A 24,778-nucleotide genomic window follows, 5' to 3' on the forward strand; every position below is an offset into this window, starting at 1 on the left:
GGGGTGGCTGGATAGCGTCGGGGGATGGGTTCACCGTCTATTGTGTGGTTCCGCGACGACCTGCGGCTCACCGATCACCCGGCACTGCGGGCGGCCCTCGATCGGGGCGAACCGATCATCGGGCTGTACGTCCTCGACGACGAGTCCGACGGGGTGCGTCCCCTCGGCGGGGCGGCGAAGTGGTGGTTGCACCACTCGCTGGCATCCCTCGCCGAACGCCTCGGCGACCGGGGTTCCACCCTGGTGCTGCGACGAGGGCGCGCGTCCGACGTGCTCCCCGCGGTGGTCGACGAGACCGGAGCGGGTGCGGTGTTCTGGAACCGCCGCTACGGCGGGGCCGAGCGCGAGATCGACCAGGGCATCAAGGAGAGACTGCGCGACGACGACGTCACGGTCGCGTCGTTCGCGGCGAACCTGCTGTTCGAGCCGTGGACCGTCCGCACCGGCGCCGACAAGCCGTACGGCGTGTACTCGCCGTTCCGCCGGGCGGTGGAGAAGATGCCCGCGCCGCGCGCGCCGCTCCCCGAGGCGCGGAAGATCCCGGGGCCGTCGAGCACGCCGGACTCCGACGACCTGGACGCGTGGGCGCTTCTGCCCACCACACCGGACTGGGCGGGTGGTCTCCGGGAGACGTGGGAGCCCGGCGAGCCCGCAGCGCTCGCGCGGCTCCGCGAGTTCCTCGACGACGACCTCGGCGACTACGCCTTCTCGCGCGATGCGTTCGCCGGCGGAGCGACATCGAACCTGTCGCCGCGACTGCGGTGGGGAGAGGTCAGCCCGTACCAGATCTGGCACGCGACGCTCGAGCACCGCGGGTCGGGGAAGCACGCCGAGTCGGCGACCGGCTTCCTGTCCGAGATCATCTGGCGCGAGTTCGCGTGGCACGTGCTCTTCCACTCCCCCGATCTCGCGACCGTCAACTGGCGCCGCCAGTACGACGACTTCCCCTGGCCTCGGCTGAACCGCGCGCACCTGGAGAAATGGCAGCGCGGCGAGACCGGGATCGCGGTCGTGGATGCCGGGATGAAGCAGCTGTGGCACACCGGGGTCATGCACAACCGGGTGCGCATGGTCACGGCATCCTTCCTCACCAAGAACCTGCTGATCGACTGGCGCCTCGGCGAGCAATGGTTCTGGGACTGCCTCGTGGACGCGGATGCCGCCAGCAACCCGTTCAACTGGCAGTGGGTCGCGGGGTCCGGGGCGGATGCCGCGCCGTACTTCCGGGTGTTCAACCCGGAGACTCAGCGCGAGAAGTTCGACCCGCACGACGAGTACATCCGGCGATGGGCGCCCGAGCATCTCGACGGCGGAGCCCCCGAGCCCATGGTCGACCTGAAGCAGACACGACAGCGCGCCCTCGACGCGTACGACCGGGTGCGCCACGGCGGCTGATCACCCGCACGCGGAAAGGGGCGCCACCCGAAGGCGGCGCCCCTTGTCACGGGATTCGTCAGTTGACGCGGGAGTCCGCCGCGTCGTCCTCGTCATCGTCACCGGGGATGAAGACGTCGACGACGGTGACGTTGATCTCGGCGACCTTCATGCCCACGAGCTCGGTGATGGCCTGGTGCACGGCGGCGCGGACGTTCGAGGCCACGCGCTGCAGCTGCTCCGGGTAGTCGACCTGGATCGCGATGTCAGCGGCGACCTCGGTCTCGCCCACCTCGACGGAGACGCCCTGCGCGTAGTCCTTGGAGCCCACGGCCTGTCGGATGTTTCCGATCACGCGCGCCGCGCCGCCGCCGAGGGCGTGCACGCCGGGAACCTCGGCCGCGGCGATCCCGGCGACCTTGGCGACGACGGCGTCCACGATGACGGTCGAGCCGCCGTCCTTCGTGGGCGTGACGGGGGTGGTGGTGGCGGTGGTGTTCTGAGCCATTGCGCTTCCTTCCGTGATCTGCGGAACCGGATGTTCCGCGAAGTCACAGTGGAGACGTGCCGGGCCTGTGGTTCGTCACGCGTTCTCGACTGAGAGATTCCTGAGCGTCGCCGGGCGGCCCTTACTCGTCGAAGAATCCCCCGAACGGCACATCCAGGTTGCCGTCGTCACGCTCGTCGTACATGACGGTCTCGACCGAGAGCGCCACTTTTGTGCCGGGGGAGAAAAGAATGCTCACCTGCCGGTTGCCAACGGCGATGAACGAGACGAACCGCCCGCCGAGGTCCACGGCGGTTTCGATCCTCCTCCTCAAATCGTCGAGGTCCTGGCCCTGGGCCAGCGCGAAGACGGCGTCGTTGACGGCCATCTGGGTTCGAACCATGGTCTGTGCCCCACTCATGGGCGTGACGGTAGGGCCGTGCGGGAAAGGGCCGTGAGGGGGTTGCGGTGGGTGCACGATCGGAATACCCGGCATCGCGGAAGGGTTGACTCCGGAGTGACCGACGCGATCCCCTCCCTCTCCGTCCTGGACCTCGTCCCCGTGCGCTCGGACCAGAGCAGCGCACAGGCCGTGGCCGCCTCTCTCGATCTGGTGGAGCGCGCCGACCGGCTCGGGTATCGCCGCTACTGGTTCGCCGAGCATCACAACATGCCCGCGGTCGCGTCGACGGCGCCGCCCGTCCTGATCGCCGCGGCGGCCGCCCGCACGTCGCGCATCCGGGTGGGGTCGGGCGGGGTCATGCTGCCGAACCACTCCCCGCTCATCGTGGCCGAGCAGTTCGCCGCGCTCGAGGCTCTCGCCCCGGGCCGTATCGACCTCGGTATCGGTCGCGCGCCCGGTAGCGACCCCGTCATCACTCAGCTGCTGCACCGCTCGGGCACGACGAGCGACGTCTCACGCTTCCCGGACCACGTCACCGACATCCTCGCGCTGACCTCCCCCGAGGGCGCCACGGTGCGCTTCACCTCCGGCACCGAGTACCAGGTGAAGGCGACACCCCTGGCATCCGGGATGCCACAGGTGTGGCTGCTGGGGTCGAGCGACTACTCCGCGCAGCTCGCGGCGAGCTTCGGCCTGCCGTATGTCTTCGCGAACCACTTCGCCGGCGAAGGGCTCGACCGCGCCCTGCGCCTCTACCGCGACCAGTTCCAGCCGAACGAGTCGGGTGAGGGGCCCCGCACCTTCGTCACGGCCAACGTCGTCGCCGCCCCTACCGCCGAGGAGGCCGAGGAGCGTGCTCTCCCGCAGCTGCGCATGATGGCGCGGCTGCGCACGAACCGTCCGCTCGTTCCGCTCGAGACCGTCGAGCAGGCGAAGGCCGATCCGTTGGACGCGATGGCCGAGTCGATCATGGCATCCACCCGTCAGAAGTGGTTCGTCGGAACGGGCGACGACGTGCGGTCGCAGCTCGCGGCGTTCGCAGCCCAACACGGTGTCGACGAGATTATGCTGTCTCCCGTCGCCGGGGCGTACGACGGCGAGTCGCTGGAGACCTCTGAGGCTCGGACGCAGACGCTCGAGCTCGTGGCGTCCCCGTCCGCCGTCACCGCCGCCTGAGACGGGCGGCCCCACGGCGCCGCCGACCGTTTCTCGCCACCGGGTCAGTGCCCGGCGTGTCAGAGCGCCGCTTCCTCGGGCTGGCCGCGCGGGATCCCGCCCGGGGGTCTCGCTAGGACTCCGGCTCGCCGCTGAGCAGACCCCGCAGCCAATCCCGAGCCTCGACGAAGACGTCGTCGGAGTACCGCTGCGGATAGCGCACGATTGCGCGGTCGGCGCGCGCGTAGGAGCCGAGGAAGATCACCTTCGGGCTGAAGCGACGGAGGCCGAGCAGAGCGTCGGCCATGCGCTCGTCGTGCACGTGCCCGTCCGCGTCGATCACGAAGCGGTAGCGACCGAGCGCATCGCCGATGGGGCGGGATGCCAACAGGCTCAGGTTGATCCCCCGCGTGGCGAACTGCTCGAGGAGTTCGAGAAGCGCACCGGGGTGGTCCTCGGGGAGTTCCACGATGAGCGAGGTCTTGTCGGCGCCCGTGGGGGGCGCGGGGGCCACCGTGCGGCTGACGAGCACGAATCGCGTCACGGCGTTCGGGTTGTCGCCGATCTCCTCCGCGAGCACCTCGAGCTCGTGATGCGCGACGATCCCGGGCGCGGCGATCGCGGCATCCGCCCCGCTCGACCCGTCGAGAACGCCCAGCGCGCTGGCGACATTGCTCGCCGCGGGCAGGTGAGCGTGGGCCGGAACGTGATCGCGGAGCCATCCGAGGCACTGGCCGTAGGCGACGGGGTGCGCGGCGACGAGCGAGACGTCGGCGAGCGTCATCCCGGGACGCCCGACCAGCACGAAGTTGACCGGTACGAGGTATTCGCCGACGATCCGCAGGCCGGGCACGGTGGCCAGAGCGTCCTGCGCCGTCGAGACGCCGCCGTCCACCGAGTTCTCGATTGCGATCATCGCGGCATCCGAGCGTCCTTCGACGACGTCGGCGAGCGCTTCTCCGACGTTGCGCACGGGTCGCCAGATCTGGTCCCGCGCCTCGGGTACCTGCGCCAGGGCCGCCTCGGTGAACGTCCCCGCCGGGCCCAGGTAGCTGTAGGTACGGCGGGCGAGCGGGGTGTCGGTGTCGGGCAGCACGGCGTACAGCCTAGACCGGGGGTGGTGCCGCGGATGCCTCGGGATCGCCCCCGTCCACGGCCCGCCCCGGCCGGGGCCCGAGGAACCCGCGGCCCACCGCCGGCTCCACCCCGAACCGGGTCTGGGCACATTCCCGGGATGTTCTGCGCCGCGAATGGGCCGGCGCGTGTGCGCCGGGGCTCCGCAGCGGGCAGACTGTGGGCATGAGCAGTCGCGCAGGACAGCCCGCCGAGGCATCCGATCTCATCGACATCGACGAACTGATCGCCGCCTACTACGACCGCAAACCGGATGCCGCGGTGCCCGAGCAGCGCGTCGCGTTCGGCACGAGCGGCCACCGCGGGTCGTCGCTGAGCACGAGCTTCAACGAGGACCACATCCTCGCCACCACCCAGGCGATCGTCGACTATCGCGCGTCGCAGGGCATCACCGGACCGCTCTTCCTCGGGCGCGACACGCACGGCCTGTCGCTGCCGGCGGAGCGCAGCGCCATCGAGGTGCTCGTCGCGAACGGCGTCGACGTGCGCGTCGACTCCCGCGACTCGTGGGTGCCCACCCCGGCGCTCAGCCACGCGATCCTCACCTACAACCGCGGCCGCTCGATCGATGACCCGGGCCGCGCCGACGGCATCGTCGTCACGCCCTCCCACAACCCGCCCCGCGACGGCGGCTTCAAGTACAACCCGCCGCACGGCGGCCCCGCCGACACCGACGCCACCGGCTGGATCGCCGACCGTGCGAACGAGCTCATCGCCGCGGGACTGACGGGCGTGCAGCGCACCCGCCACGCCGACATCGACCTCGACGGCCTCGGCCAGTACGACTTCCGTGACGCGTACGTGCGCGATCTGGCATCCATCATCGACGTCGACGCGATCCGCAACGCCGGCGTCCGCATCGGCGCCGACCCCCTCGGCGGGGCGTCGGTGGAGTACTGGGCGCTCATCGCCGAGGTCTACGACCTCGACCTCACCGTCGTGAACCCCGAGGTCGACCCGACGTGGAAGTTCATGACGCTCGACTGGGACGAGAAGATCCGCATGGATCCCTCGTCGCCGTCGGCCATGGCCTCGCTCGTCGCCGCCCGCGCCGACTACGACATCCTCACCGGCAACGACGCCGACGCCGACCGGCACGGCATCGTCACCCCCGACGCGGGCCTGATGAACCCCAACCACTACCTCGCGGTCGCGATCGACTACCTCTTCTCGCACCGCGAGGGATGGCCGACGGATGCCGCGGTCGGCAAGACCCTGGTCTCGTCGATGATCATCGACCGCGTGGCATCCGCTCTCGGGAAGACGCTGCTGGAGGTACCGGTCGGGTTCAAGTGGTTCGTGCCGGGCCTGCTCGACGGCTCGGTCGCGTTCGGCGGGGAGGAGTCGGCGGGAGCGTCGTTCCTCCGCAAGGACGGCACCGTCTGGACCACCGACAAGGACGGCATCCTGCTGTGCCTGCTCGCCGCCGAGATCCTGGCCGTGACCGGCAAGACGCCGTCGCAGCGGTACGCCGAGCTCGAGGCCGAGTTCGGCGCGTCGGCCTATCAGCGCGTCGACGCCCCCGCCTCGCCGGCGCAGAAGTCGGCACTGTCGAAGCTGTCGCCGGAGGCGGTCACCGCCACCGAGCTGGCGGGTGAGCCGATCACCGCGAAGCTCTCGCACGCGCCCGGCAACGGCGCCGCGATCGGCGGCCTCAAGGTGCAGACCGAGTCGGCGTGGTTCGCCGCTCGCCCCTCGGGCACCGAGGACGTGTACAAGCTGTACGCCGAGTCGCTCCGCGGCGAGGAGCACCTGCGCGCCGTGCAGGAGGAGGCCCGCGCGGTCGTCTCCGCCGCCCTCGGCCAGGCCTGACGCATCCCGTGAAGCGGCGCCGTTCCCCCGGGAGCGGCGCCGCTTCTTCGCGGCACGCATGAACGCGATCCGCGCGCATCGGCGAGGGGCACGGCAGGCAGAAACGCGAGTCGGGGCGTCGGGATGCCACGGCCCCGACGCTCCGCGGCCCCGCCTGCCGCGGGCGACGCGCATCCGGCGCATGTCGCGCGACGGGCACGGCACGCATAAACGCCATCCGCGCGCAGAAACACGGTGACAGCGCGTTTACGCACGCAGATCGCGTTTATGCGTGTCGGGCGGTGCGGATGGCCAGCCCCGGGCGGTACGGATGCCGCGGCCCGCCGGCCCCGGGCGGCCCGGAGCTCCGTGGAACGCCGGCCCCGGGCGGTGCGGCATCCGGCACATGTCGCGCGATGGGCACGGCACGCATAAACGCGATCCGCGCGCAGAAACATGGGGACAGCGCGTTTACGCACGCAGATCGCGTTTATGCGTGAGCCGGGGCGTCGGGATGCCGCGGCCCGGCCCGCCGCGGCGCCGCCGGCCCGCCGCAGCCCCGCCGCAGCCCCGCCGGCCCCGGACAGCGCGGATCCGGCGCACATTCGGCGACGGGCACGGCACGCATAAACGCCATCCACGCACAGAAACACGGGGACAGCGCGTTTACGCACGCAGATCGCGTTTATGCGTGAGCCGGGGCGACGGAATGCCCCGGCCCCGGGCGGCGCCGGGCGTCGGGATGCCGCGGCCCCGACGCTCCGTGGAACGCCGGGGCCGTGGCATCCGGGATCAGGCGAGGGTCGCGGCGTCGATCACGAAGCGGTAGCGCACGTCGCTCTTCAGCACGCGCTCGTACGCCTCGTTGATCTGCTCGGCCGAGATGACCTCGACCTCGGGCGCGATGCCCTTCTCGGCGCAGAAGTCGAGCATCTCCTGGGTCTCGCGGATGCCGCCGATCGACGACCCCGCGAAGGAGCGGCGGTTGGTGAACAGCGTGAAGACCTGGATCGGCAGCGGCTCCGGCGGAGCGCCGACGTTGACCATCGTGCCGTTCAGGGTGAGCAGCCCCAGGTACTTCTTCAGCTCGAGCGGCGCGCTGACGGTGTTGACGATCAGGTCGAAGTGGTTCTTCAGCGTCGTGAAGGTCTCGTCGTCCTTGGTCGCGTAGTAGTGGTCGGCGCCCATCGCGAGGCCGTCGTCCTTCTTGCTGAGCGTCTGCGACAGCACCGTGACCTCGGCGCCCATGGCATGCGCGATCTTGACCGCCATGTGACCGAGACCGCCCAGGCCGACGACGGCGACCTTCTTGCCGGGACCGGCGTTCCAGTGGTTCAGCGGCGAGTACGTCGTGATGCCGGCGCACAGCAGGGGCGCGGCCTTCTCGTAGGGGATGGACTCCGGCACGCGCAGCACGAAGTCCTGGTCGACGACGATCTTCTGCGAGTAGCCGCCCTGGGTGACGGTGCCGTCACGGTCGACGGCGCCGTACGTGCCGATGTTGCCGTTGAGGCAGTACTGCTCCTCGCCGGCGCGGCAGTTGTCGCACTCGCGGCAGGAGTTGACCATGCAGCCGACGCCGACGCGGTCGCCGACGGAGTACTTCGTCACGTCGGCGCCGACCTCGGCGACCGTTCCGACGATCTCGTGGCCGACGGTCAGCGGGTAGGGCACCTCGCCCCACTCGCCGCGGATGGTGTGGATGTCGGAGTGGCAGATGCCGGCGTAGGCGATGTCGATCAGGACGTCGGCGGGACCGACCGGCCGCCGCTCGATCGTGGTGGGTTCAAGGGGGGATGTCGCGGATGACGCCGCGTAGGCGTTGACGTGCATGAGGCTCCTCACCGGAGGGAATGTCGAACCTCTCCATCCTTCCCTGGTTCGCCGCTCGAGGGGCGAGATCGGCCAACAGGGATGCCGCCGGGCTCGGCGAATGCGCGCCGCGCAGCGGTTCCGCGACCGTCGGCGAAGTGGCGGATGACGGCCGCGGCAACCAGACTGTCCGGATGGATGCTGTGAACGCCTGGCTGCTGACCTGGGGCGACAACCTGTGGACGTGGATCGTCCTTCCGATCGTCGTCGTCCTCGGCGTGTACTTCACGGTGCGCTCCGGCGTCGTGCAGTTCCGGCTGATTCCCGAGATGTTCCGCACGTTGCGGGATCGGACTCCGCGCACCGACACCGGAGAGCCGCAGTCGATCTCCTCCTTCCAGGCGTTCACGATCTCGGCGGCCTCCCGGGTCGGCGTCGGCAACATCGCGGGGGTCGGCACGGCCATCGCGATCGGCGGCCCCGGTGCGATCTTCTGGATGTGGCTGATGGCGTTCGTGGGTGGCGCCTCCGCCTTCATCGAGTCGACGCTGGCCCAGCTCTACAAGACGCGCGACAAGGACGGCTTCCTGGGCGGCCCCGCGTACTACATGCAGCGCGGGCTCGGTGCGCGCTGGATGGGCGTGCTGTTCGCCGTGATCCTGATCGTCTGCTTCCCCATCGCCTTCAGCTCCCTGCAGGCGAACACCATCCAGGCGACCATCTCCGGAAGCTTCGGCGGCGATGCCGCGGGGTGGCTCCCGGTGGTCATCGGAGCGTCGCTCGCGGTCCTCATGGGGCTCGTCGTCTTCGGCGGCGTCCGACGCATCGCCTCGGTCACGCAGACGCTCGTGCCCGTCATGGCGCTGCTGTACCTGCTCCTGGGTCTCGTGATCGTCGTCATCCACCTCGATCGGCTGCCCGGCGTCGTGGCGTTGATCTTCACCTCGGCGTTCGGGCCGAACGAGGTCGTCGGCGCCGCCCTCGGCTACATCATCCTCACGGGCGTCAAGCGAGGCATGTTCTCGAACGAGGCGGGGCTCGGCTCGGCCCCCAACGCCGGCGCCAGCGCGGCGGTGACCCACCCCGTGAAGCAGGGCCTCGTGCAGACCCTGGGCGTCTACTTCGACACGTTCCTGGTGTGCTCGATCACCGCGTTCCTCATCCTCGTCTCGGTTCCCGATCTCGCGGGCGCCGAACGCGGCATCGGGCTGACGCAGGGGGCCGTGGTCGACGCGCTCGGCAGCTGGTCCAACGTCCTCCTGGTCGTGATCATCTTCCTGCTGGCATTCAGCTCGATCCTCGGCAACTACTACTACGGCCAGACCAACATCGAGTTCATCACCTCGAACCCGTCCGTGCTCCTGGGCTACCGACTGTTCGCCATCGCGGCCGTGTTCGTGGGGGCGCTCGTCTCGGCGGACGTCGTCTGGAACTTCGCCGACGGGGCGATGGGCTTCATGGCCATCGTCAACCTGGTCGCCATCGCGCTGCTCTCGGGCGTCGCCTTCAAGCTGCTGAAGGACTACACGCAGCAGCGGCGGGAGGGCCTGGACCCGGTCTTCACGCAGGCCCGGCTCCCCGGGCTTCGCGGCGTCGAGGTGTGGGAGAACGAGCTGGCAGTCACGGGTCCGATCGATCTGCCGACGTCGCGGCGACGCTGACCGCCCACGGACTCGACAGCCGCCCCAGCCCTCGGCAGCGCGAACGACGGGGCCGCCCGACGGTGCGCCGGTCCCGGCACCACTCGAGGAGGAGGCACCCGGGCGTTCGGGGCGGGATCCGTGCACCGGGCGTTCGGGGCGGGATCCGTGCACCGGGGCGTTCGGTGACCGCCCCGGTGCACGATTTGCGCCCCGCCGCCGAGGGGACGCGCGCAAGCCGCGGGGGCGACGGGAGTTCAGCGGGTGCTGTCGCGGACGATGAGGGCCGCGGGGACCGTCTCGCTGGCGTGCGCGCCGCCCTCGATCGCGGCGACGAGCGCCTGCACGGCCCGCGCGCCGAGGGCGTCGAAGTCCTGCCGCACGGTCGTCAGCGGAGGCCGGAACTCGGCGGCATCCACGATGTCGTCGAAGCCGACGACCGCGACGTCGTGCGGGACGCGCCGCCCCGTGTCGGCGAACGCCCGCAGCGCACCGAGCGCCATCTGGTCGTTCGCGACGAACACCGCCGTCGCGTCCGCGAGCGCGGCGACGGCCGCATGACCGGATGCCGACGTCCAATCGCCGCGCACGGGCTCGGGCACCGGCCGCCCCGCGTCGTCGAGCGCGGCGCGCCATCCCCGCTCGCGTTCGGTCGCGGCGAAGGACCGCGCGGGACCCGCGATGTGGTGCACGGTGCCGTGGCCGAGCGCGAGCAGGTGCTCGACCGCCGCGCGCGCACCGGACGCGTGGTCGGTCTGCACGATCGAGAACCGCTCGTCGGGCGGCGAGTCGACAACCACGAGATGCAGGTCGCCCGGCGGGTCGACGTCGCGGGCGAGCTCGGTCGCCTCGTTGAGCACGACGGCTCCGTCGACGCCCTGCGAGCGCAGACGGGCGAAGGCCTCGCGGATGCCGCGCTCCCCCACCGTGACCACCGCGAGCGCGTAGTCGCGTGCCGCGGCGGCTTCGGAGATCGCCTGCAGCATGCGGGAGTTGCCGACGGATGCCAGGGTCGACACAACCAGTCCGATGGTGGAGGTCTGCCCGGTGCGCAAGGCGCGGGCCGCGCGGTGCATGCGATACCCGAGGTCGCTCATGGCCCGCTCCACGCGGGCACGGGTTGCGGGATCCACGCGCGGACTGCCGTTCGCGACGCGCGAGACCGTCTGCGCGGACACACCGGCCGCAGCAGCCACATCCGCCATCGATACGCGCATTCCACCCCCTCGTGTTGACGATATCACGCCCGGTCTGTAGCGTGTTATCGTGAACACGGACAACCCCCTGCCGGTGACCCTCGGCGCCGGAGTCGTCAAGCGCCCCACGCGCTTGGCCGATGGTCGCGAGCTCATCTACTTCGACGACGCCGACACCACGCTCGGCGCCGAGCGCTCCGTCGACGCCCGCACGCTCGACCCCCGGCCCACGACGGCGACCATGCGGCAGGACGTGCTCACCGGCGACTGGATCACCGTGGCATCCAATCGTCAGAACCGTGCCTTCCTGCCTCCCGCGCACCTCGACCCGCTGGCGCCGCAGACGCCGACGAATCCGTCCGAGATCCCCTCGCGCTACGACGTGGCGGTCTTCGAGAACAAATCCCCCTCGTTCGGCCCCGCGCTCGACATCGCCACCGGCGACGCCCCCGCGGCGATCGATCCGCCCCGCGACGACGACGACCTCGAGCACCTGGGCCTCGGCCGCACCCGCACCTCCGTCGGGCGGTGCGAAGTCGTGTGCTTCAGCCCCGAGCACGAGGGCTCGTTCGGCACGCTCTCCCGCACCCGCGCCCGCACCGTCATCGAGGCGTGGGCCGACCGCACGGCGGCGCTGTCGGCGCTTCCCGGCATCCGGCAGGTGTTCCCGTTCGAGAACCGTGGGCAGGAGATCGGCGTCACCCTCCCCCACCCGCACGGCCAGATCTACGCCTACCCGTACGTCACGCCGCGCACGCAGCGTCTGCTCGACACCGTCGCGCGCACCTCCCCCGACCTGTTCCAGCGCATCCTCGAGTTCGAGGCATCCGGTCCGCGCGTCGTGCTGCGCGGCGAGCACTGGACCGCGTTCGTTCCGTTCGCGGCGAGGTGGCCCACCGAGGTGCACGTGCTGCCGCACCGGCACGTCGCCGACCTCGCCGAGACGACGGATGCCGAGCGCGACGAGCTCGCCCCGTTCTACCTGCGGCTGCTGCGCGGCATCGACGCCCTGTACGACACCCCCACGCCGTACATCGCCGCGTGGCACCAGGCTCCGGTCGGGCGTGCGCGCGACAGCGTGCGGCTGAACCTGCAGATCACGTCGCCGCGTCGCGCGGCCGACAAGCTCAAGTACCTCGCCGGGTCCGAGGCCGCCATGGGCGCGTGGATCGGCGACATCACCCCCGAGGCGCAGGCCGACCGTCTGCGCGCCGCCCTCGACACCGTTCCGGAGGTGACGGCATGACCGCCGTCGACGACGCCCGCGCCCTGCTCGCCCGTCCCGCCGTGGGGGTGTGGTCCGCGCCCGGGCGCGCGAACCTCATCGGCGAGCACACCGACTACAACGAGGGCTTCGTGCTGCCGTTCGCGATCGCGCAGAGGACGGTCGCCGCCGTCGCGCTCCGCGACGACGACGTCATCCGTGTGCGCTCGACGTTCGCCCCCGGCTCGGTCGAGGTGTCGCTCGCCGAGCTCGACGCCCGCATCGCCGCCGGCGGGCTCGACTGGGCGGGGTACCCGTTGGGCGTGGCGTGGGCGCTGCGCACCGCGGCGCCGGATGCCGCCCCCCGCGGCGTCGACATCGCCCTCGCGTCAGAGGTGCCGGTGGGCGCGGGGCTGTCGTCGTCGGCCGCGATCGAGGGCGCCGTGGCATCCGCCCTCAACGACGTGTGGAACGCCGGGCTCGACAAGATCGCGCTCGCGCGGGTGGGCCGCACGGCGGAGAACGACGCGGTCGGAGCCCCCACCGGGATCATGGACCAGATGGCGTCCATGCTGGGCGAGGCCGACGCGGCGACGTTCCTGGACTGCCGCACGCTCGAGACCCGGCCGGTCGCCCTCGGCTTCGACGAGGCCGGGCTCGCGATCCTCGTCGTCGACACCCTCGTCGAGCACGCGCACTCCTCGGGCGGCTACCGCGAACGCCGCGCCTCGTGCGAGCAGGGTGCGGCGGCGTTCGGCGTCCCGGCCCTCCGCGACCTCACGGTCGACGATCTGCCCCGCGCCGCGGAGATCCTCGACGACGTGACCTTCCGCCGTGTGCGCCACATCGTCACCGAGAATCAGCGCGTCCTCGACACCGTGGCGGCCCTCGACGCCGACGGGCCGACCGCGATCGGCGACCTGCTCACGGCGTCGCACGCCTCGATGCGCGACGACTTCGAGATCTCGGTGCCCGAGCTCGACCTCGCCGTCGAGACGGCCCTGTCCGTCGGCGCGCTCGGGGCGCGCATGACCGGCGGGGGCTTCGGTGGTGCCGCGATCGCGCTGATCCCCACCGAGCTCGTCCCCGCGGCGACCGAGGCGGTGCACGCCGCGTTCGCGGCATCCGGCTTCCGCGCCCCGAACGTGTTCACGGTGACGCCGTCCGAGGGCGCCCGCCGCGACGCCTGACACCCCCGGTGCGTGAGTCGCCAGGATTTGTCGCCGGCGAGTCATCGCGGGCGAAATCCTGGCGACTCACGCGTTGAGGGCGGCGGCGTCAGCCGACCCAGGCGGTGGCGTCGGGCGGAAGCAGCCCCTCGATCAGCGGCTCCGACGAGAACAGAAGCTCGCCGGGTGGCAGCACGACCGGGCCGTCCCCCATCGCCACGACGACGCTCACCCCACCGCTGCGTCGCGCGATGAGGCGCACGGGGGTGTCTCTCGCCGCGGTGCCGCCGTCGTCCGCTCTCCACGACACCCCCTCGCCGGTCGAGAATCTGCCGGACGCGTGCAGGTCGGACCGTCGCGCCGTGGCCCGGCGGAACAGCGCCAGACTCGAATCGTCCGAGCCCTCCTGCGTTTCGACGGAGAAGCGCCCCCACCCCTCGGGCGTCGGCAACCACGACCGCTCCCCCGTGGAGGGGGAGAAACCGTGCGCACCGTCGGCGTCGGCCGACCAGGGCAGGGGAATGCGCGCGCCGTCGCGGCTGACGCCCCCGTGGTGCCACATCGGATCGACACGATCCGCCAGCGGCACGTCGACCTCGGGCAGGCCGAGTTCCTGTCCCTGAAAGACGTACACGGCGCCGGGAAGCCCGAGCAGAGCCGCCAGCGCAGCCCTCGCCCGGCGCCGGCCGCGTGCTCCGCCTCCGAACCGGGTCGCGGTCCGCACGATGTCATGGTTCTCGAGCGCCCAGCTCGGCGATGAGCCCGTCTCGTCCCGCACACGCGCGAGCTGCGCGCCGACCTCCTGCCAGCTCGCGGCATCCCACCCGAGCTTGATGAAGGCGAACGCGAAGGTCTGGTGGAGCTCGTCCGGCCGGGTGTAGCGCGCCGACCGCTCCGGAGGCAGATTCACCTCCCCGACGAGCAACCGGCTCGGCGAATACGAGTCGGCCACGCGTCGCCAGTGCCGGTAGACGTCGTGCACCGGTTCCTGGTCCATGGCGAGCGGGTTCGACCGCAGCCCGTCGATGACGGTCGGCACGGTCGGCGAGTCGGGCAGCCCTTCGGCCTTGAACAGGCCGTGCGCGACATCGACACGGATGCCGTCGACGTCGCGGTCGAACCAGAAACGCAGCACCCGTTCGAAGTAGTCGCCGACGCGCGGGTTCTCCCAGTTCCAGTCGGGCTGCCCCGGTGAGAACAGGTGCAGATACCACTCGGGATCCGTCTGCGAACCCGGGGCGGCACGGTGCCACGCGGGGCCGCCGAAGACGCTGAGCCAGTTGTTCGGCGGGAGTTCGGATGCCTCGCCCCGGCCACGCCGGAACACGAACAGGTCACGCTCGGGCGACCCCGGGCCCGCGGCGACCGCCGCTTCGAACAACGGGTTCTCGACCGACGTGTGGTTGGGCACGATGTCCACGAGGACGCGCAGTCCGTGGGCGTGCGCGGATGCCAGGAGCTCATCGAAGTCGGCGAGAGTGCCGAACAGGGGGTCGACATCGCAGTAGTCGCTGATGTCGTAGCCCTGATCCTCCTGCGGCGAGCGTTGGAACGGGGTCAGCCAGAGGCCCTCCACACCCAGCGACGCCAAGTAGGGCAAACGCGCGATGATCCCGCGTAGATCGCCCACCCCGTCGCCGTCCGCATCGGCGAACGACCGGGGATACACCTCGTACACGACGGCGTCGTCCCACCACCCGCTCACTTGTTGGCGCCCGAGGTGAGCCCGTCGACGATGCGTCGCTGGAAGATGAGCACCATGATCATCAGCGGGATGGTCACGACCACTCCGGCCGCCATCTGCGCACCGAAGGGCGCCTGGAAGTCGCTCGCGCCGGTGAACTTCGAGATCGCCACGGTCGCCGTCTGGATCGCGGGGTCGTTGGCCATCGAGAGGGCGATGATGAACTCGTTCCACGAGTGGATGAAGGTGAGGATCGCGGTCGTGAACACCCCCGGCGCGGCGAGCGGCAGGAGGATCTTGGTGAAGGCCTGCCACTTCGTGCAGCCGTCGATCATGGCCGCCTGCTCGAGATCGTACGGAAGTTGCCGCATGAAGGTGGTCAGGTTCCAGACGGCGAGCGGGATCGCGAACGACAGGCTGGGCACGATCATCGCCTGGTAGGTGTTGATCCAGCCGATGTCGGTGAACAGCCGGAGCAGAGGCACGACGACCGCGATGCCCGGGAACATCGACGTCGCGATGATGACGGCGAGGATGCCCGTCTTGAACCGGAACTTCAGCCGGGCGATGGCGTAGGCGGCGAAGATCCCGAGCACGAGCGCCAGGACCGTCGTCGTTCCGGCCACGACGAGACTGTTCAGCAGCGACCGGCCGAAGTCGTTGGACGCGTCGAACACCTGCGCGTAGCTCTCGAGAGACCAGGTGGTGGGCAGCAACGAGGTGTCGAAGATGTCGTTGGTGGTGCGGAAGCTGGAGACCAGCATCCAGTAGAAGGGCGCGAGGCAGTAGACGGCGACGACCGCGATGCCCGCCGTTCGGGCGATCGTGCCGCCGACGCGACGTGGCCGCTTGCGCGCGGCGCTCGCGGCGGGGGGTGCTTCCGCGAACACGGTCATCGTGACGCCTCCTTGGCTGCTCGTGCGGCCTGCTTGCGGGCCGCCTTCCGTTCCTGCTTGTCTGCGTCGCCCACGACATCGGCCCCGAGCACGCGGATGAACACGAACGCGATGACGGCGACGTACACGAGGAGGATGATCGCGAACGCCGAAGCCGTGCCGTACTGCAACTGGTTCGACTCGTCCCACGCGAGGATCGACAGCGTCTCGACGGAACTCTTCCGCGGCCCGATCAGCACGAACGGCAGATCGAACATCCGGAGGGCGTCGAGCATCCGGAACAGGACGGCGACGAGGAGCGCCGGCCGCACGAGCGGCAGAGTGATGGTGGTGAACTGCTTCCACGCGTTCGCGCCGTCCAGTTTCGCCGCCTCGTACACCTCCTCGGGGATGAGCTGCATTCCCGCCAGGACGAGCAGCCCGATGAACGGCGCGGTCTTCCACACCTCGGCGATGATGACCGCGGCCTGCGCGGCGAAGCCCTCGGCCGTCCACAGCACCTGGGTGTTCAAGAGTTCGTTCGCGATGCCGTTGGACTGGAAGATCCATCGCCACAGCAGGCCCGAGACGGCCGTGGGGATCGCCCACGGAATCAGGATGGCGGCGCGGAGGAATCCGCGTCCGCGGAAGGCGCGGTTCATGGCGACGGCGAACGCGACACCGATGACGGTCTCCAGCGCGACCGTCACGAAAGTGAACAGCGTGGTGTTCCACAGAGCGTTGTAGAACCGACCGGACTCGGCGCCGGCGAAGATGTCGACGTAGTTGCCCAGCCCGACGAACGCCTCACCCTCTACGACGAAGCCGTCGGCATCCAGGCCGGACTCCGCAGCGAACAGCGACTGGTACACCGCCGACATGAGCGGATAGGCGATCACGAGGGCGAGCACGAGGAAGGTCGGCGAAAGCAGCAAGCTCGCCATTCCCCCCTCTCGGGGCCCGCGCACCCGCGCGCGGGGGGAGGTCGGCCGGCGGGCGGGCCCCGGGGGAGTCGCCCGAGGGGCGATGGTGGTCGTCATCGGCGTCTGCTCAACCGTTCACGATCGCGGTGAGCGCATCCTGGAGGTCGGCCAGCGCCGTCTCCGGATCCTTGTCGCCGGTGAGGGCGGCGTAGATCTCGTCCTGGATGGCAGCGGTGGTGGCCCCGTAGGCGACGACCTTCGGACGCGGCTGGGCGTTCTCCAGGGAGGTGAGCAGCGTCGGCAGGTAGGGGTAGGTCGTCGTCACGGTCGGGTCCTCGAAGAACTCCGGGAAGACAGGTGCACGCGAGCTGAGGGCGAGGCGCGCCTCCTCCTGCTCGCGGCTGGTGAAGAAAGCGATGAAGTCCACGGCCGTCGCCTTGTTCTCCGCGAAGCTCGAGATGGCGATGTTGCGGCCGCCGAGAGTGGAGACGCCGGGTCCGTTCTCGCCCGGGATCGCGCTGACGCCGAACTTCCCGGCGACGGCGGATGATCCATCGTCCGCGGACAGCGACTTGTAGATGTAGGGCCAGTTGCGGTGGAAGACGAGCCCACCCTCCTGGAACGCTTGACGACCCTGCTCCTCCTGGAAGGTGATGGCGTCACGGGGGATCATGCCGGAGGCGAATCCGTCCACGAGGAAGTCCAGAGCCGCGCGCGCCTCACGGGTGTCGACCGTGGGCTGACCCTCGGCGTCGAACAGGGACCCCCCGGCGGAGGCCACCGCCTCGCTGAAGTTGACGGTGAGCCCCTCGTTCTTGTCGAACTGACCGGCGTAGCACGACATCCCGGCCGCGTCGGGGAGGGCGAGGACGGCGTCGCACGCGGACTGCATCTCGGCCCAGGTGCGCGGCGGCTCCGTGACTCCGGCGGCCGCGAGCAGATCGGTGCGCGAATACAGCAGCGCGCCGTCCGTGTAGTACGGGGCGCCGTAGAGCGTGTCGCGGTAGCTGGCGGCCTCCACGGTGGCGGGGACGAACTCGTCCACCGGCAGCGCGTCCTCCGGGAGGGCGGTGATCCACCGGTTCGCGGCGAACTCGCTCGTCCAGACCACGTCGAGGTTCAGCACCGAATAGGCGTCGCCTTCGACCTGGGCGTTCTGGACCATCTGCTGACGCTGCTGGTCGGCGTCGAGCGGGAGTTCGACCCAGGTCACCTGCTCGTCGGGGTGGTCGGCGTTCCAGGCGTCGATGGTCGCCTGGGCGGCGCCGGAGGCGTCGGGGCTCGAGACGTACTGGATGGGACCTCGACCCTCCAGTTCCGCCTCTTCTGCCGGCGCGCTCGTTCCCGAGTCGGAGGCCGAACAGGCGGTGAGGGTGATCGCCGCGGTGGCGGCGAGCGCGAGGCCGACGAGTCGTCGATCACGGCGTCGTTGCATCATGATTGCTCCTTGTTGCGAGGGGGATTCGGTCGTGCGGGTCGGATCGGCGCCGTCGAGCCGCGCTCGATGAGCCGGTGGGGCAGGATGCGAGGGACCGGGCCGGTGGAGGGCAGGCCGTCGGTGAGCAGCCGCTCGACCGCCAGCTCACCCATGCGTTCGAGCGGCTGAGCGATCGTGCTGAGGGCGGGGTGGACGTGCTGAGAGGTGCGGGTGTTGTCGAACCCCAGCACGGACACGTCGTCCGGAACCCGCCGGCCGCGCCGCTGCAGCTCGTTGACGACAGCGGCCCCCATCTCGTCGCTGAGCGCGAAGACGGCGGTGAGCCCGGCATCCCGCGCCAGGAGGTCGGCGAGCGCGGGCGGAGCCGAGTCGTACAGCGAGTTGCCGTGGGCGATCACCGGCACCAGAGCGGCTTCGGACATCGCCCGCAGGTAGCCGCGCTTGCGCGCGGTGTTCACCAGCACCGAGTCGGGGTCACCGGCGAGAAGGCCGATGCGTCGGTGTCCGAGGGCGATCAGGTGTCGCGTGCCGTCGTAGGCGGCGACCTCGTCGTCGATGGCGAGGCTGGGGAAGCGCTGCCCATCGCGGATGGCGACCGACACGAGCGGGATGCCCGATCCGAGCGCGCGACGCATCTCGGGTGTGATCGCGGCGGAGATGAGGATCACACCCGCTGCCCGATACGTGCGCAGGGTGCGCAGGTAGCCGGGGGCGAACGTCGATCCCGGGCCGGTCCTGCCGAGCATCACGGAGTAGCCGCGCACGCGGGCGGCAGCCTCGACGCCGCTCATGATCTCGGATGCCAAGGCGTCCGACACCACCGGGGCGAGCACGCCGATGACCGCCGTCTGCTTCGTCCGGAGTCCGCGTGCCAAGGTGTCGGGCTCGTACCCGAGTTGCGCGATCGCGTCTTCGACGCGGCGCTGCGTCTCGGCGGAGTAGCCGATCAGTCCGTTGACGACGCGCGACACGGTGGCGGGCGAGACGCCGGCGACACGGGCGACATCACGAATCGTCGTCATGAGCCCTCCCTTGGGTCTGCCCGGCAGCGAACACAATCGTTTGCGGGCTCGACGCTAGAAAATCGACCCCGAACCACGCAAACGTTTACGAAACGTCAGCGGGTCGGAGCAGGACGCCCGCAGCGAGCTGCCCGCCGTGAACGCCCCTGCCCCGGGGAACGCGCGCTGTGTGCGTTTCCCGGGGCAGGGGCGGTTCGCCGGAGGACCGGACGCGACCTACAGGTTCGGGACGACCTCGCGCTCGAACAGCGAGATGCCCGAGGTGTCGTAGGCCGCCTCCGGGAAGTACTGGATGGCGTAGCCGAGGCCGTGTTCGGCGCGCGCACGCAGACGCTCGACGATCTGCTCGGGGGTGCCGAACGTGTCGGAGGAGCGGTAGTCGGCCTCGATGGCATCCGCCCGCTCATCACCGACGTGGGGACGCAGGCGCGCGACGACCGCGGCGAGGCGCTCGTCGGCCTCGGACTCGGTGGGCGCGATGATCGTGTTGAAGTTCGTCGAGCGGGTGATCTCGGTGAAGTCCCGTCCGAGGGTGTCGCAGTGGGCGCGCAGAACCTCCGACTTGTGGTCGAACTCCTCGAGCGAACCGCCGAAGTTCGTGTAGGAGGCGTACCTCGCCGCCACCTTGAGCGTGACCTTCTCGCCACCGCCCGCGATCCAGAGGGGGATGCCACCGGCCTGCAGCGGCTGCGGCTGAACGATGGCGCCATCGACCTGGTAGTACTTCCCGTCGAGGGTCGCCGAGCCCGAGGTCCAGGCCTGGTGCATGATCTCGACGCCCTCGCGGAGGCGCCCGAGTCGCTCGGCGATGGGCGGGAATCCGTACCCGTACGCGCGCCACTCGTGCTCGTACCAGCCGCCGCCGATGCCCATCTCGGCGCGACCGCCCGAGATGAGGTCGACCGTCGCGGCGACCTTGGCCAGGTACGCCGGGTTGCGGTATCCCATGCACGTGCACATCTGCCCCAGCCGCACGCGGTCGGTGACCGCCGCGAACGCGGCCATCAGCGTCCATGCCTCGTGCGTGGCCTCCGCGCTCGGCACCGGCGTGGTGTGGAAGTGGTCGTAGACCCAGATCGAGGCCCACGGGCCCTCGTCGGCACTCTGGGCGAGAGCGCTCATGGCGCGCCACTGCTCGGCGGGGTCGATGCCCACCAGATCGAAGCGCCAACCCTGCGGGACGAAGATGCCGAATTCCATGCGTTTCACCCTAGGCCCGTCTTCGGCGTGCGCGTCGCGTTTCGCCTCCGGGGCGCGACCGTCAGCCGCGGAACGCGGCCCCGGGCAGCCGCTTGCGCATCACCGCGACGGCGTCGGCATTGTCATCGATGAGCACCGAGTGCCGGCCGAGGGGCGCCGCGACGGCGCCGAGCGTGCCGCTGCCGGCGAACATGTCGAGCACCCGGTCGCCGGGGCGACTGGACGCCTGCACCATGCGGCGCAGCACCCCCTCGGGCTTCTGCGTCGGGTATCCCGTCTTCTCACGACCCGTGGTCGGCACGATCGTGTGCCACCACACGTCCGTGGGGAGCTTGCCGCGTGCCGCCTTCTCGGGGGTCACGAGCCCCGGCGCCATGTACGGCTCACGGTCGACGGCATCCGAATCGAAGAAGTACGCCGACGGGTTCTTGACGTACACGAGGATCGTCTCGTGCTTCGTCGGCCACCGGCGGCGCGTCTTCGCCCCGTAGTCGTAGGCCCAGATGAGCTCGTTGAGGAAACGCTCGCGCCCGAAGAGCGCGTCGCACATGACCTTGGCGTAGTGCACCTCGCGGTAATCCAGGTGCAGGTAGAGCGTGCCGTCATCGGCCAGGAGGCGCCAGGCCTCCTCGAGCCGCGGCTCGAGGAACCCCCAGTAGTCGTCGAACCGGTCGTCGTACGTCCGCAGGTCGCCGCGCAGCCGCGAATACTCACGACCGTGGAAACCGCGGTGGATCACGGGGGCGGGCGCGGGTTCCTCTTCGCCGGGGAAGACGAGCATCGCCGGGTCACGGGGAGGTTCGGATGCCAGGACGAGCGGCTCCTCGACCTCCGCTGTCTCGTCCGCCGCCGGCGCCCGGCGGGCCGACTCCACCGCTTTCGACCGGGTGCGGCCGGTGTTGAACGGCGGGTCGAGGTACACGAGGGTGAACGAGCCGTCGGCGAGGGCCGGGGTCACGGCGAGGTTGTCGGCGTGGTGGATCTCGACGGTGCCGTGGTCGAGCCCACCGGCCAGGGTCTGTCCGCTCACGGAACGCGCTGCAGCCACGCGTCGGTGGCGAACTTCGACGCGACGAGCGCCTCGGCCTCGGCGTACTCCTCTTCGGTGATGTGACCCGTGGTCGCACCGTAGAGCGTCGTGAAGGTGTCGATGAAGCGCTGGATGACGGCATCCCGCGGAAGACCCGTCTGACTGCGCAGGGGGTCGACGCGTTTCGCCGCCGAGACGGTGCCCTTGTCGCTCAGCTTCTCGCGACCGATGCGCAGCACCTCGGTGAGCATCTGACCGTCCATGTCGTAGCTGAGGGTCGCGTGGTGGAGCACCCCGCCGTTGGCGAGGCGCTTCTGCGCCGCTCCCCCGATCTTGCCGTGGGGGCCCGCGATGTCGTTGAGCGGCTGGTACACCGCGTCGATGCCGAGCGAGCGAAGAGCCTGCAGCACCCAGTCGTCGAGGAAGGCGTACGAGTCGGCGAACGTCATCCCCGCGACGAGCGAGGCGGGGACGTAGAGCGAGTAGGTGACGATGGAGTCCGCGGCCATCAGCATGGCGCCGCCGCCGGAGATGCGACGGACGACGTCGAAGCCGAACTTCGCGGCCCCGGCGGGGTCCACCTCGTTGCGCAACGACTGGAACGAGCCGATCACGACGGCGTTCTCGTTCCACTCCCACAGGCGCAGCGTCGGTTTGCGCAGGCCAGCCCCCACCCGCGCGGTGAGCACCTCGTCGAGGGCGAGGTTCATGCGGGGAGAGACCGCTGTATCGTGCACGACCTCCCACTCGAAATCGCCCCAGCCCGGCGCGGTGACCAGAGCGCGGCGGATCGCCGTGGCGACGGCCTCGGGCGTGAACCCCAGCAGCTGCGCCCCCTCGGGCAGCGCGGCGCGGATCGCCGCGGCGACGGTCGGGACGTCGGACTCCACGGGCAGCCCGTTGACGGCCGCGTCGATGTCATCGAGGGCGTCGTCGGGCTCGAGGAAGAAGTCGCCCGCGAGGTGGAAGCCGGCGATGCGGCCGTCCTTCTCCTCGAGGTCGACGACGACCAGCTTTCCGCCGGGGACCTTGTACTCGCCGTGCATCCCCTCAGCCTACGACCGCGAGGGGAGGCGCGAGCGTGCCGGCGGGGCTGGATGGCGCGGGACGCCGTCGAGCACCCGGCCACCAGTTCGCACGACCGAGGAGCGTCATCACAGCGGGCAGCAGAAGTCCGCGCACAACGGTCACGTCGATGACGACGGCGACCACCATGCCGATGCCGATCTCCTTCATCGCCACCAGCTCGCCCACCGCGAAACCCAGGAACACCACGCAGATCGCGGCCGCGGCGAGGGTCACCACCGGCCCGGTGCGCGCGATGCCGTGCCGCACCGCTTCAGCGTTGGCCGCGCGCGGATCCGCGGCGAGGTCGCGACCGCGCCAGCGCTCGGCGATGCGGGCCAGGAGGAACACCTCGTAGTCCATGGTCAAGCCGAACGCGAGGAGCCCGATGAACAGCGGCGTCGTGACATCCAGGGCTCCGACCGGCTCGAAACCGAGCAGCGCGCTTCCCCAGCCCCATTGGAAGACGGCCACGAGCACCCCGAGGGTGGCCGCCATCGTCAGCGCCGCGAGGATCAGCGCCTTCACCGGCACCACCAGCGAGCGCGTGAGCGCGAACAGCAGGAGCAGGCTCGCCACCGCCACGACCCCCGCCACCCAGGGCAGACGCTGCAGCATGCTGTCCCGGGTGTCGATGAGGGATGCTGCGGGCCCGGTGACCTGCATCGGAAGCGACGTGTCGATCGACCGCGCCTGCTCGACCAGGCGCTGAGCGGCGGATGCGGTGGCGCTGTCGCCGACCGGGGTGAACTCCACGACGGTGATCTCCGGCGGGGCGCTCTGCACGACGTCCGCGTCGGCGACTTCGGGGAGCGCGGCGATGCGGTCGAGGACGCTGATGACGGCCGCATCCTGAATCGGTCCGTCGATCAGGACAGTCACCGGCTCGATACCGAGACCGGTGAAGCCGGTGGTCGCGGCCTCGTACGATTGTCGCTCCTCCGCGGCGACGGGAAGCGAGCGGATGTCGGAACTGTCGACGGCGATCGCCGCGAGCGGCGCCGCCAGGGCGAGCAGAACCGCGGTGGAGGCGACGGTCAGCAGCACCGGACGACGCTGAGCCGCACGGGTCGAGCGCACCAGCAGCCCGTCGCGCGGCGAGGTGCGGCGCCCGAGCCAGGGTCGCGCCCACGTGCGCACGTGTCGCTCGGGAAGCGCCCGGTGAAGGTATGCGAGGGCCGCCGGGACGAGGGTGAGGCCGGCGAGCGTGGCGAAGACGACGACGATCGCGCCGCCGAGGGCCATTCCGGAAAGGAGCGGATCGCCCAGCAGCCAGACGCCGGCGAGGGCGACGCACACGGCGAGGCCCGACACCAGGACGGCACGCCCGGCGGAGCCGACGGCCCGCGCCATCAGGTCGTCGATGGATGCCGCCGGGGTGGCGGCGCGCTCCTCGCGCAACCTCAGGACGACGAGGAGGCAGTAGTCCACCGCGAGACCGAGGCCGAGGATGGTGACGATGTTCACGGCGAAATCGTTGACGGCGGTGACGCGGGCCGCCTCGCCCAATACGGCGAGGGTCGGGACGATGGCGGCCAGTGCCGCAATCACGGGGATGAGCGCGATGCGCAGGGAGCCCAGCACCGCGGTCAGCAGCACCGCCAGAACCACGATGGCGATGCCCTCTCCGGTGGCGGCATCCGCCATGGCGCGATCGACGAAGGCCTGCTCGGCCAGCAGCGGACCGCCCACCAGCACCTCGGGCGCGGCGATCGAATGCAGCAGGTCGGCCACCTGGGACGCCGCGGCGAGCGCGACATCGTCATCGAGGCCGAGGGCGAGCTCGACCACCACGAGCGACGAGCGGCCATCGTCGCCGATCGCCCCACCGGCGGTGTAGGCGTCGATCACCTCGACGACGCCCGGCACGTCGCGCACCTGAGCCATGACGGCGGTCGCGCTGTCGCGGAGAGTCGGGCTGAAGAAGTCCTCGCCCCGGATGACGGCGGTGACGATCTCGCCTTCGGGGTCGAGCGCGTCCAGGCGCTGCTGGCCCAGGAGCGACTCGGTGCCCGCGGGAGCGTCGTCGACCGGCACCGTGCGGTCGAAGAGTCCACCGGCCAGAGCGACCCCGACGACGAGGAGCAGCGCCCAGGCGCCGAGGACGAGGAGACGGTGCCGGCTCATCCGGCGGCCGAGGGAGACGAGCATGAGGTTCTTCCTCCGTGAAGGGGGA

20 protein-coding genes are annotated in these 24,778 nt (G+C 70.6%); 6 read left to right on the forward strand and 14 right to left on the reverse strand.

Features of this window, described 5'->3' with window-relative positions; genetic code table 11:
* The first annotated feature begins 24 nt into the window (after positions 1–24).
* Positions 25–1,395, forward strand: a complete 1,371-nt coding sequence (locus tag MHY30_RS09525; RefSeq protein WP_239276668.1) for a deoxyribodipyrimidine photo-lyase — start codon at positions 25–27, stop codon at positions 1,393–1,395.
* Positions 1,396–1,453: 58 nt separating this feature from the next.
* On the opposite strand, the gene MHY30_RS09530 is transcribed toward MHY30_RS09525, so the two are convergent.
* Positions 1,454–1,882 carry an Asp23/Gls24 family envelope stress response protein gene (locus MHY30_RS09530; RefSeq protein ID WP_239276669.1) on the reverse strand — a complete coding sequence of 143 codons (429 nt, stop codon included), beginning with the start codon at positions 1,880–1,882 and terminating at the stop codon, positions 1,454–1,456.
* Between the two features lie 121 nt (positions 1,883–2,003).
* A complete protein-coding gene (locus MHY30_RS09535; RefSeq protein WP_239276670.1) occupies positions 2,004–2,249 on the reverse strand; it encodes a hypothetical protein in 246 nt (81 codons plus the stop codon).
* A gap of 129 nt (positions 2,250–2,378) precedes the next feature.
* Here MHY30_RS09535 and MHY30_RS09540 point away from each other — a divergent pair, with 129 nt between their 5' ends.
* Positions 2,379–3,440: an LLM class flavin-dependent oxidoreductase gene (locus tag MHY30_RS09540; protein WP_239276671.1), complete on the forward strand. Its 1,062-nt coding sequence runs from the start codon at positions 2,379–2,381 to the stop codon at positions 3,438–3,440.
* 112 nt (positions 3,441–3,552) lie between these two features.
* Here MHY30_RS09540 and pheA read toward each other — a convergent pair whose 3' ends face one another.
* The gene (gene pheA / locus MHY30_RS09545) at positions 3,553–4,515 is read right to left on the reverse strand and encodes a prephenate dehydratase (RefSeq protein ID WP_239276673.1); all 963 of its coding nucleotides are present in this window, start codon (positions 4,513–4,515) and stop codon (positions 3,553–3,555) included.
* Between the two features lie 203 nt (positions 4,516–4,718).
* Between pheA and pgm the strand changes: the two genes are divergently transcribed.
* Positions 4,719–6,365: a phosphoglucomutase (alpha-D-glucose-1,6-bisphosphate-dependent) gene (pgm, locus tag MHY30_RS09550; RefSeq protein ID WP_239276674.1), complete on the forward strand. Its 1,647-nt coding sequence runs from the start codon at positions 4,719–4,721 to the stop codon at positions 6,363–6,365.
* A gap of 771 nt (positions 6,366–7,136) precedes the next feature.
* On the opposite strand, the gene MHY30_RS09555 is transcribed toward pgm, so the two are convergent.
* A complete protein-coding gene (locus tag MHY30_RS09555) occupies positions 7,137–8,177 on the reverse strand; it encodes an NAD(P)-dependent alcohol dehydrogenase (protein WP_239276676.1) in 1,041 nt (346 codons plus the stop codon).
* Between the two features lie 173 nt (positions 8,178–8,350).
* On the opposite strand from MHY30_RS09555, the gene MHY30_RS09560 reads away from it, so the two are divergent.
* Positions 8,351–9,817 carry a sodium:alanine symporter family protein gene (locus MHY30_RS09560; protein ID WP_239276677.1) on the forward strand — a complete coding sequence of 489 codons (1,467 nt, stop codon included), beginning with the start codon at positions 8,351–8,353 and terminating at the stop codon, positions 9,815–9,817.
* Positions 9,818–10,053: 236 nt separating this feature from the next.
* Here the strand turns inward: MHY30_RS09560 and MHY30_RS09565 are convergent, their stop codons facing one another.
* Positions 10,054–11,013: a LacI family DNA-binding transcriptional regulator gene (locus MHY30_RS09565; protein ID WP_239276678.1), complete on the reverse strand. Its 960-nt coding sequence runs from the start codon at positions 11,011–11,013 to the stop codon at positions 10,054–10,056.
* A 49-nt stretch (positions 11,014–11,062) separates the two neighbouring features.
* On the opposite strand from MHY30_RS09565, the gene galT reads away from it, so the two are divergent.
* Both galT and galK read left to right on the forward strand, forming a co-directional pair.
* Positions 11,063–12,238, forward strand: coding sequence for a galactose-1-phosphate uridylyltransferase (gene galT, locus MHY30_RS09570; RefSeq protein ID WP_239276680.1), 1,176 nt, complete (start codon positions 11,063–11,065; stop codon positions 12,236–12,238).
* On the forward strand, positions 12,235–13,386 hold the full coding sequence (gene galK, locus MHY30_RS09575) for a galactokinase (protein WP_239276682.1): 1,152 nt from the start codon (positions 12,235–12,237) through the stop codon (positions 13,384–13,386). Before galT ends, galK begins: the two co-directional genes overlap by 4 nt.
* A gap of 88 nt (positions 13,387–13,474) precedes the next feature.
* On the opposite strand, the gene MHY30_RS09580 is transcribed toward galK, so the two are convergent.
* The 9 genes from MHY30_RS09580 to MHY30_RS09620 form a co-directional block, all read right to left on the reverse strand.
* The gene (locus MHY30_RS09580) at positions 13,475–15,070 is read right to left on the reverse strand and encodes an alpha-amylase family glycosyl hydrolase (RefSeq protein WP_239276684.1); all 1,596 of its coding nucleotides are present in this window, start codon (positions 15,068–15,070) and stop codon (positions 13,475–13,477) included.
* Positions 15,067–15,945, reverse strand: coding sequence for a carbohydrate ABC transporter permease (locus MHY30_RS09585; protein WP_239276686.1), 879 nt, complete (start codon positions 15,943–15,945; stop codon positions 15,067–15,069). Before MHY30_RS09585 ends, MHY30_RS09580 begins: the two co-directional genes overlap by 4 nt.
* The gene (locus tag MHY30_RS09590) at positions 15,942–16,868 is read right to left on the reverse strand and encodes a carbohydrate ABC transporter permease (protein WP_239276688.1); all 927 of its coding nucleotides are present in this window, start codon (positions 16,866–16,868) and stop codon (positions 15,942–15,944) included. Before MHY30_RS09590 ends, MHY30_RS09585 begins: the two co-directional genes overlap by 4 nt.
* Before the next feature lie 106 nt (positions 16,869–16,974).
* On the reverse strand, positions 16,975–18,285 hold the full coding sequence (locus tag MHY30_RS09595; RefSeq protein WP_239276689.1) for an ABC transporter substrate-binding protein: 1,311 nt from the start codon (positions 18,283–18,285) through the stop codon (positions 16,975–16,977).
* Positions 18,282–19,307 carry a LacI family DNA-binding transcriptional regulator gene (locus MHY30_RS09600; protein ID WP_239276690.1) on the reverse strand — a complete coding sequence of 342 codons (1,026 nt, stop codon included), beginning with the start codon at positions 19,305–19,307 and terminating at the stop codon, positions 18,282–18,284. The genes MHY30_RS09595 and MHY30_RS09600 overlap by 4 nt, the downstream gene beginning before the upstream one ends.
* A 216-nt stretch (positions 19,308–19,523) precedes the next feature.
* Positions 19,524–20,507 carry an LLM class F420-dependent oxidoreductase gene (locus tag MHY30_RS09605; protein ID WP_239276691.1) on the reverse strand — a complete coding sequence of 328 codons (984 nt, stop codon included), beginning with the start codon at positions 20,505–20,507 and terminating at the stop codon, positions 19,524–19,526.
* Positions 20,508–20,568: 61 nt separating this feature from the next.
* Complete coding sequence (locus tag MHY30_RS09610; protein WP_239276692.1) at positions 20,569–21,537, reverse strand: site-specific DNA-methyltransferase; 969 nt, start codon at positions 21,535–21,537, stop codon at positions 20,569–20,571.
* Complete coding sequence (locus MHY30_RS09615) at positions 21,534–22,583, reverse strand: lipoate--protein ligase family protein (protein WP_239276694.1); 1,050 nt, start codon at positions 22,581–22,583, stop codon at positions 21,534–21,536. The genes MHY30_RS09610 and MHY30_RS09615 overlap by 4 nt, the downstream gene beginning before the upstream one ends.
* A gap of 4 nt (positions 22,584–22,587) precedes the next feature.
* A complete protein-coding gene (locus tag MHY30_RS09620; protein WP_239276696.1) occupies positions 22,588–24,753 on the reverse strand; it encodes an efflux RND transporter permease subunit in 2,166 nt (721 codons plus the stop codon).
* Between the last annotated feature and the right edge of the window lie 25 nt (positions 24,754–24,778).

The sequence above is a fragment of the Microbacterium sp. ACRRU genome, from assembly GCF_022346945.1.
In the GTDB taxonomy this organism is placed as follows: domain Bacteria; phylum Actinomycetota; class Actinomycetes; order Actinomycetales; family Microbacteriaceae; genus Microbacterium; species Microbacterium mcarthurae.